Raw genomic sequence first — 6,088 nt, forward strand, 5'->3', positions numbered from 1 at the left:
CGGGCGCACGCCCGAGCCGGTACCGGACCGCGCGGACGCCGGGCGCGGAGGCGACGGGGACCGGGACACCGCCGCCGACGGCGACGTGGGCGCGGCGTTCGTGATCCACGAGCACCACGCGCGGAACCTGCACTGGGACGTGCGCCTGGAACGCGACGGGGTGCTGGTGTCGTTCGCGGTGCCCAAGGGCCTGCCGGACGAGCGCGGCACCGTGCGGCTGGCCGTGCACACCGAGGACCATCCCCTGGAGTACGCCGACTTCTCCGGGGAGATCCCGGAGGGCGAGTACGGCGCGGGCCAGATGACGGTCTGGGACCGGGGCCGGTACGAGGTGGCGAAGTGGACCGCCGACGAGGTCGCCGTCGTGCTGCACGGTGAGCGGGCCCGGGGGAAGTACGTCTTCTTCCGGAGCGGCTCGCGCTGGCAGGTGATCCGGTCGGACCCGCCCGAGGACCCGGGATGGACACCGCTGCCGGAGTCGATGTCTCCGATGCTCGCCGTACCGGGCGCCCTGCCCGGCCCCGACGCCGACGAGCGGTGGGGGTACGAGTTCAAGTGGGACGGCGTCCGCGCGCTGGCCCGCGTGGACGGCGGGCGACTGCGGTTGTTCTCCCGGCGCGGCGACGACATCACCGACACCTACCCGGAACTGCGCGGACTCGGCGCCCAGCTCGGCAGCACCCCGGCCTGGCTCGACGGTGAGATCGTCGCCCTGCACGAGGGGAGGCCGAGCTTCGCGGCGTTACAGGGCCGGATCAACGCCACCGACCGCCGGGCCCGGCAGCTGGCCGTCCGGTCGCCGGTGACCTACCTCGTCTTCGACGTGCTGCACCTGGACGGCCGCCCGTGTCTCGATCTGCCGTACACCCGGCGCAGGCGGCTGCTCGAACGGCTCGGGATCGACGGCGAGCACTGGCGGGTGCCGCCGTCCTACACCGGCGGCGGCACGGCGGTCGCGGACGCGGCGGCCGAGCAGGAACTCGAGGGACTGGTCGCGAAACGCCTGGACTCCCGCTACCGGCCCGGGGAACGGAGCGGCGCCTGGCTCAAGATCACCGAACTGCGCACGCTGGAGGTGGTGCTCGGCGGCTGGCGGCCCGGCACGGGCCGGCGCGCGGACACGTTCGGCTCACTCATGCTGGGGGTGCCGACCGGGCGGGGGCTGCGCTACGTCGGCCAGGTCGGCACCGGCTTCAGCGACCACGCGCTGCGCACGCTCGGCACCCGGCTGCGCGCGCTGGAACGGCGCACCTCCCCGTTCGCCGAGGCGGTGCCCAGGGACCGGTCCCGCGACGCCCACTGGGTGCGCCCGACGCTGGTCGGCGAGGTCGCGTTCAAGACGTGGACGCGGGACGGCCGGCTCCGCGCGCCGACCTGGCGCGGGCTCCGGCCGGACCGCACGCCGGAGGAGTTGCCACGGTGACCGGGCAACTGGTGGACATCGAGGGCCACCGCATCCGGCTGTCCAATCTGGACAAGGTGCTCTACCCGGCGGTCGGGTTCACCAAGCGGGACGTGCTCGACTACTACGTGCGGATCGCGGACGCGCTGCTGCCGCACGTGCGGGACCGACCGTTGACCCTGAAACGCTATCCGAACGGGGTGGAGGGCAAGTCGTTCTTCGAGAAGAACGTCTCCGGGCACGCCCCCGACTGGGTGCGCACCGTGCGCATCCGGACGCCCGGCAGCTCCCGCGGCGCGGAGGAGACCGACTACGCGCTGGTGCAAAGTCTGTCCACACTGGTCTGGGTGGCGCATCTGGCGAGCCTGGAGCTGCACATTCCGCAGTGGACGGTCGGCCCGCGGGACGGGCGGCGGAATCCGGACCTGCTGGTGTTCGACCTCGACCCCGGTGAGCCCGCGACGATCGTCGAGTGCTGCACGGTGGCCCGGTGGCTGCGCACGGTGGTCGAGGGGGACGGGCTGCGGGCGTACCCGAAGACGAGCGGCTCGAAGGGGCTGCAGCTCTACGTGCCGGTGCGTACCCGCAGCGGTGACCGCACCGGCGAGTACGCCAAGGGCCTGGCCGAACGTCTCGAACGCGACCACCCCGACGCCGTCGTCTCCCGGATGGCGAAGAAGCTGCGCGGCGGGAAGGTGTTCATCGACTGGAGTCAGAACAACGTCACCAAGACCACCGTGGCCCCCTACTCGCTGCGCGCCCGCCCCACCCCGACGGTGTCCACCCCCGTCACCTGGGACGAGGTCGACTCCTGCCGCGAACCGGACGACCTCGTCTTCCACGCCGACGACGTCCGCACCCGCGTCACCACGGACGGCGACCTCTTCGCCCCCCTGCTGGCGGCCGACCGCCCCGCACTCTGACGGCCCCCTCGCCCGGAGGGTGCCGTGAGGGGGTCCTTCCCTGCGGTGCGTGCAGTGAAGGAGGCCCTCGCGGCGCGGGACGCAGTGAAGGAGTCCTTCACGGCAACCGGCGCAGGGAAGGAGTCCTTCACGGCAACCGGCGCGGGGAAGGGGGCCTTCACGGCAGCGCGTCGTCGAGGAAGGTGCGGGTGCGGCCCCAGGCGATGTCGGTGGCTTCGGGGTCGTGCGACGACGGGGCGTCCGGGTTGGCGAAGGCGTGGCCCGCGTCGTAGTGGTGCACCGCGACGTCCGGCCGGTTGGCCACCGCGGCCTCCACCGCCGCGATCCCGTCGGCGGGCAGGTACGGGTCCCGGTCGCCGAAGTGGAACATCGCCGGGCAGTCGAGCGAGTCGACCCGGTCCAGCAGGTCCGGAACCCCCGAGCCGTAGTAGGACACCACCGCGTCCGGCCCCCGGCCGTCGACCCGTACCGACGTCCCGCACAGGTACGCGAGCGTGCCCCCGACGCAGAATCCGACCACACCGACCCCGCCGGTGCACCCGGGCATCGCCCGCAGATGTGCCAGCGTCGCTGTCAGGTCGGTCACAGCCTCGTCCCGGTCGAGCCGCCGTGCCAGCGTCGCTCCCTCGGCCATCCCGGCCGGGTCGTTGCCCTCGAACCGGCGGCGCAGCCGCCAGAACAGGTCCGGCACGAGCACCGGATACCCGTGCCCGGCGAGTTCGTCGGCCAGCGCACGCATGTGGTCGTTGACGCCGGAGACCTCCGGCAACAGCACGATCCCCGGGCCACGCCCGGCGCCGGGGGCCGCACGGTAGGCGTCCCACGCCGCGCCGCCCGGTACCGTGATGCTCTCGTAACCCGTGGTGACCACGAAGGAGGATCCTTCCGGGCGTCGCAGGTGCCTGCCAAGACCGATACGACGAGCGTCACGTTCGCCCATACGCTGCCGGGGTAACCCTCGAACACTATGCTCACCCACATGCCTTGGGCGGTCGAACCGAACAACGCCGCTGACCGCCTGCGTCGCATCGAGGCGGTCACCGACACCGCGCTGGTTCAGCTGAGCGTCGAGCAGCTGCTCCACGAGCTGGTGGACCGCGTCCGGGACGTGCTCGAGGCCGACACCGCCACCGCACTGCTGCTGGACGCCAGCGGACAGCAGCTGGTCGCCACGGCGTCCTCCGGCCTGGAGGAGGAGGTGTGGCAGAACGTGCGGATCCGGGTGGGTGACGGCTTCGCCGGACGGATCGCCGCGGACCTCAAGCCGTCCCGCGTCTCGCAGGTGGATCACGACACGGTGGTCAACCCGGTGCTGTGGGAGAAGGGGCTCCGGAGCCTCCTCGGTGTCCCGCTGATCGCCCAGGGTGAGCCGCTCGGTGTGTTGCACGTCGGTGCGCTGGACGACCGGGCGTTCGACGACGAGGACGTGCGCCTGTTGCAGCTCGCGGCCGACCGGGTCGCACTGGCGGCCCGGAGCAGGTTGACCAACTCCGACCGTGCGGCGGCCTCGGCGGTGCAGCGGTCACTCGTGCCCGCGCAACTGCCCGACGTGACCGGCTTCGAACTCGCCGCGCGCTACGCCCCCGGCCGCGGCTCGGACATCAGCGGCGACTGGTACGACGCGTTCGGCCTGCCCTCGGGACGGTTGTTCCTGGTCGCGGGGGACGTGGTGGGCCGGGGGCTGTCGGCGGCGATGGTGATGAGCCGCATCCGCACCACCGTGCGCGCGTACGCGCTGGAGAACGACGACCCCGCCGAGGTGCTGACCCGGCTCGACCGCAACATCCGGCACTTCGAGCCGGACGCCATGGCCACCCTCGCCTGCGCCATCTGGGACTCGTCACACAATCAGGTGCACCTGTCGCTGGCGGGCCATCTCGCACCGGTCGTGAGCAGGGTGAACCGGGATTCGACGCTCGTGGAGGCCGCGGTCGACCCGCCCGTGGGGGTCGGTTCGGCCACCCAGGCCCGGCACACCACCACGATCGACATGTCCGGCGGCGCCGTGCTCGTCCTCTACACCGACGGACTGGTGGAGCGGCGGGCGCAACCCCTGGAGGACGGTCTGCGGGCCCTGAGCGACGTGGTGTATCCGGGCCCCCCGGAGGCGGTGTGCACCGAGATCATGAACACGCTCGTCGGGGACACGGCCACCGAGGACGACCTCGCACTGCTCGCCGCGCGCAGGCAGAATACCGACGACCTCCGGACGCTGACGTTCTCGGTGGACGCCGTGCCGGAGGCCCTCGCCGACATCCGTACCGAGCTGCGCCGGTGGCTGCCCGAGGCCGGGGCGGGCGAGGACGACGTCACCGACCTGCTCGTGGCCGTGGGCGAAGCGGCGGCCAACGTCATCGAGCACGCCTACGGTCCCGGCGGCGGAACGCTGAGCCTGCACCTGGAAACCCACGGCGACGATCTGGACATCATCGTGAGCGACACGGGGAGCTGGCGTCCACCCCGGGGGACCCACCGGGGCCGGGGCACCGAGCTGATGCGCTCGCTCTGCGACGATGTGCAGGTGGAGAACGGGCCCCAGGGCACCAGTGTGCTGCTGCGTAAGCGACTGTCGGGAAGCGAGCGGGAATGACCACGGCCGACGTCGAGGTGCGTGCCGACGGCGCCCGGGTCGACATCGTCATCACCGGTGAGATCGACCTGTCCAACAGCGAGCGGGTGCGGGAGGAGATCTTCGGCTCGATCGACAACCGGCTCACCGAGGTCCGGCTGGACCTCGGTGAGCTGAAGTACCTGGACAGTGCGGGTCTGCGGATCCTGTTCGCCCTGGCCGAGCGGCTCCGGCTGTTGCAGACCTCCTGCACGATCGTCTCCCCGGTGGGGTCCCCGACCCGCCGGGTGCTGGAGATGTCCGGCGTCGGCGCGGTCGCCGACCTGCAGCCCTGAGCACCCGACGCCGCCGGTGGCCCGGGGCCCGCGCGTGTCACCGCGCGAACCCCGGGCGTCGACTCGCCGGTCCCCGGTGGCAACTCGCCGGCCCTGGGCGTCAACTCGCCTGCCCCCGGGCGTCAACTCGCGGACCTCGGGCGTCGACTCGCCGGTCCCGGGTGGCGACTCGCGGGGTTCGGGGGTCAGCTCGTGGGGCCGCCGGTGGTCCAGGTGAGGGTGTCGGCGCCGTGGACGGCGCGGCCCGCCACGAAGGTGGCCAGCACGTCGATTCCGTCGATCTCCGTGGACTCCACCGTGGTCGGGTCGTCCCCGAGCAGCACCAGGTCGGCCTGCATGCCGGGGCCGATCCGGCCGCGTCGGTCCTCCTGGTGGCAGGCGTAGGCGGCGTGCGTGGTGTAGGCGTGCAGCGCCTCGGTCGCGTCGACCCGTTCCGACTCGGCGAGCACGAGCCCCGCCTTGGTGGTGCGCTCGACCATCGAGCGCATCCCGGCCAACGGTGCGCCGGTGCCCACGCACGGCCGGTCGGAGCTGCCGGGGACCCGCAGCCCGGCGTCCAGAAGGGACCGTTGCCGGTACACCCACGGCATCCGGTCCGCACCGAGGGCGGAATGGATCGTGTCGCCGATCTCGTACAGGAACCGGGCCTGTGGCACGGGAACGACGTCCAGAGCGGCCATTCTGGACAGATGCTCGGGCCGCACCATCGCGGAGTGCTCGATGCGGTGCCGCACGTCCGGGCGGGGCAGTTCCTTCTGCGCCTGCTCCAGCGTGTCCAGCGTGAGGTCGATGGCGCGGTCCCCGATGGCGTGGGCGGCGATCCGCCAGCCGCTGCGATGCGCGGCCAGCACTCCGCTCC

Annotated in this window: 6 protein-coding genes; 4 read left to right on the top strand and 2 right to left on the bottom strand. The window is 72.6% G+C overall.

Annotation, left to right across the window (positions count from 1 at the left end; all coding sequences use genetic code 11):
- Both ligD (ACTIR_RS0107775) and ligD (ACTIR_RS0107780) read left to right on the top strand, forming a co-directional pair.
- On the top strand, positions 1–1,423 hold a 1,423-nt coding region (gene ligD, locus ACTIR_RS0107775; RefSeq protein ID WP_052583767.1), incomplete at its 5' end, for a non-homologous end-joining DNA ligase.
- Positions 1,420–2,325, top strand: a complete 906-nt coding sequence (gene ligD, locus ACTIR_RS0107780; RefSeq protein WP_026453844.1) for a non-homologous end-joining DNA ligase — start codon at positions 1,420–1,422, stop codon at positions 2,323–2,325. The genes ligD (ACTIR_RS0107775) and ligD (ACTIR_RS0107780), both read left to right, overlap by 4 nt.
- Positions 2,326–2,482: 157 nt before the next feature.
- Here the strand turns inward: ligD (ACTIR_RS0107780) and ACTIR_RS0107785 are convergent, their stop codons facing one another.
- Positions 2,483–3,196: a dienelactone hydrolase family protein gene (locus ACTIR_RS0107785; protein ID WP_026453845.1), complete on the bottom strand. Its 714-nt coding sequence runs from the start codon at positions 3,194–3,196 to the stop codon at positions 2,483–2,485.
- 108 nt (positions 3,197–3,304) lie between these two features.
- Between ACTIR_RS0107785 and ACTIR_RS0107790 the strand changes: the two genes are divergently transcribed.
- Together ACTIR_RS0107790 and ACTIR_RS0107795 are read left to right on the top strand one after the other, a co-directional pair.
- Entirely contained in the window at positions 3,305–4,915 is a 1,611-nt protein-coding gene (locus ACTIR_RS0107790; RefSeq protein WP_026453846.1) for an ATP-binding SpoIIE family protein phosphatase, read from the top strand.
- On the top strand, positions 4,912–5,229 hold the full coding sequence (locus ACTIR_RS0107795) for an STAS domain-containing protein (RefSeq protein ID WP_026453847.1): 318 nt from the start codon (positions 4,912–4,914) through the stop codon (positions 5,227–5,229). Before ACTIR_RS0107790 ends, ACTIR_RS0107795 begins: the two co-directional genes overlap by 4 nt.
- A gap of 185 nt (positions 5,230–5,414) precedes the next feature.
- Here the strand turns inward: ACTIR_RS0107795 and ACTIR_RS22260 are convergent.
- Positions 5,415–6,088, bottom strand: a 674-nt coding sequence (locus tag ACTIR_RS22260) for an amidohydrolase (protein ID WP_154663696.1), incomplete at its 5' end; no start/stop codon positions are given.

It is taken from the genome of Saccharomonospora iraqiensis subsp. iraqiensis, assembly GCF_000430445.1.
GTDB lineage: Bacteria > Actinomycetota > Actinomycetes > Mycobacteriales > Pseudonocardiaceae > Saccharomonospora > Saccharomonospora iraqiensis.